General features: G+C 53.0%; 1 protein-coding gene. It reads left to right on the top strand.

Going from position 1 to position 1,520, the window contains the following annotated elements; translation table 11 throughout:
• Positions 1-1,487 (top strand): IS30 family transposase (locus tag MHX61_RS11195; protein ID WP_239194934.1); only part of this gene is annotated, 1,487 nt, incomplete at its 5' end.
• Between the last annotated feature and the right edge of the window lie 33 nt (positions 1,488-1,520).

Raw genomic sequence — 1,520 nt, 5'->3', positions numbered from 1 at the left:
GATTGCCAGTCGTGTATAAAGCCAAACGAGTTGATCGCCGCGGCAGCCAGGCTGTCCAGCTTGTAGAGCTAGTCCGAAGCGGACTGTCGGTACGCCAAGCTGCTAAAAGATGTGGGATGCATCTTACCGCTGCGTATGCCGTAGCTACGGAAGCTGGGTGCCATATCCGGTTAAGTCAGTATGCTCGGAAAGTTCGCCAGACGCAGTTAAGAGTTGAATACCTGCGCCGTCGGCTGGCGAGCCTGCCTGGTGGTGATGCTGGCACGGCAGTAGGAATTGATCGTCGATTGTGTTTAGATTTCGAAAAAGGACTCACCAAATCTCAGGGTCGACGAGAAGAGTTCATACCCGTCGGCGAAGACGCCAGCACGTATAACAGACTTATGAAAGCGCTGCGCCAACGCCATGATGTCATCGAATCCGGAAGGCTTGCCTCTCCCGCCTTACCTAGCGGGGTGGATCCGTATAAACGCATCAGCAATCGCTACATTTGCTTCGAAGAACGCGTCATCATCGCCGATCTTCTCCGCGAAGATGTGCCGCTGCGTGAGATTGGGCGCCGTTTAGGGCGAAGTGCATCGTCAATTCAGCGTGAAGTACGCAGAAACCACAGTGCTGAAGGCCCGTATCGTGCGGAAACAGCCCAGTTAAAGGCCTGTGCGCGGAGGTTGCGGCCGAAAATACCGAAACTACTAGCCAACAAAAGACTATGGGACTATGTATGCGCACAATTGCGGGCACAATGGTCACCTGAGGAGATTTCTAATCGCCTGCCCATCGACTACCCCACTGATAAGGACATGCGCATTAGTCACGAAACGATTTATGACGCCTTTTACCTGCAGGCCAAAGGAAGACTCAAAGACCTTGGCCTGGACTTGCCGACCGGTAGAAAGAAACGCAAGAAACGCCAAACCCGCTCCAGCACACCTGCCCAGCAACGCTTCGTCGACGACATGATCCTCATAGACGACCGGCCAGATGAGGTTAGTGAACGTATTTTGCCAGGCCACTGGGAAGGTGACCTCATCCTCGGTAAAAACAACCAATCAGCGGTAATCACGCTAGTAGAACGCGTCAGCCGATTTGTTGTCCTTGGCCACTTACCGGGAAGGCATACCAGCAAAGAGGTATTCACAGCCCTGCACAAGGCGGTTACAGGAATCGATAAAGCTATCTGGTCATCAATTACCTGGGACCAAGGAAGCGAAATGGCTGGTCATAAAGCTTTTACCATGGCCACTGACATTCCCATCTACTTCTGCCATCCAGGATCACCATGGGAACGCGGCAGCAACGAAAACACCAACGGCAGGCTCAGAAGAAACCTTCCCAAAAACAGCGACCTGTCCATCTACAGCGCCGAGGACCTAGAAATGATCGCCAACATTCACAACCACAAACCACGCAAAGCACTCAACTGGCGCACCCCAGCCGAAGTCATGACCAACGCCCTCACACAAACCGGTAGCATCAAACCAAACTAACCATCATCGTTGCAACGACCCCTAGAATCCGCC

Origin of the sequence: Corynebacterium sp. ACRPF, from assembly GCF_022347395.1 — a bacterium.
GTDB lineage: Bacteria > Actinomycetota > Actinomycetes > Mycobacteriales > Mycobacteriaceae > Corynebacterium > Corynebacterium tuberculostearicum_D.
Note: the sequence above shows the minus strand (reverse complement) of the source record. Positions and strands in the feature narration are given on the sequence as shown.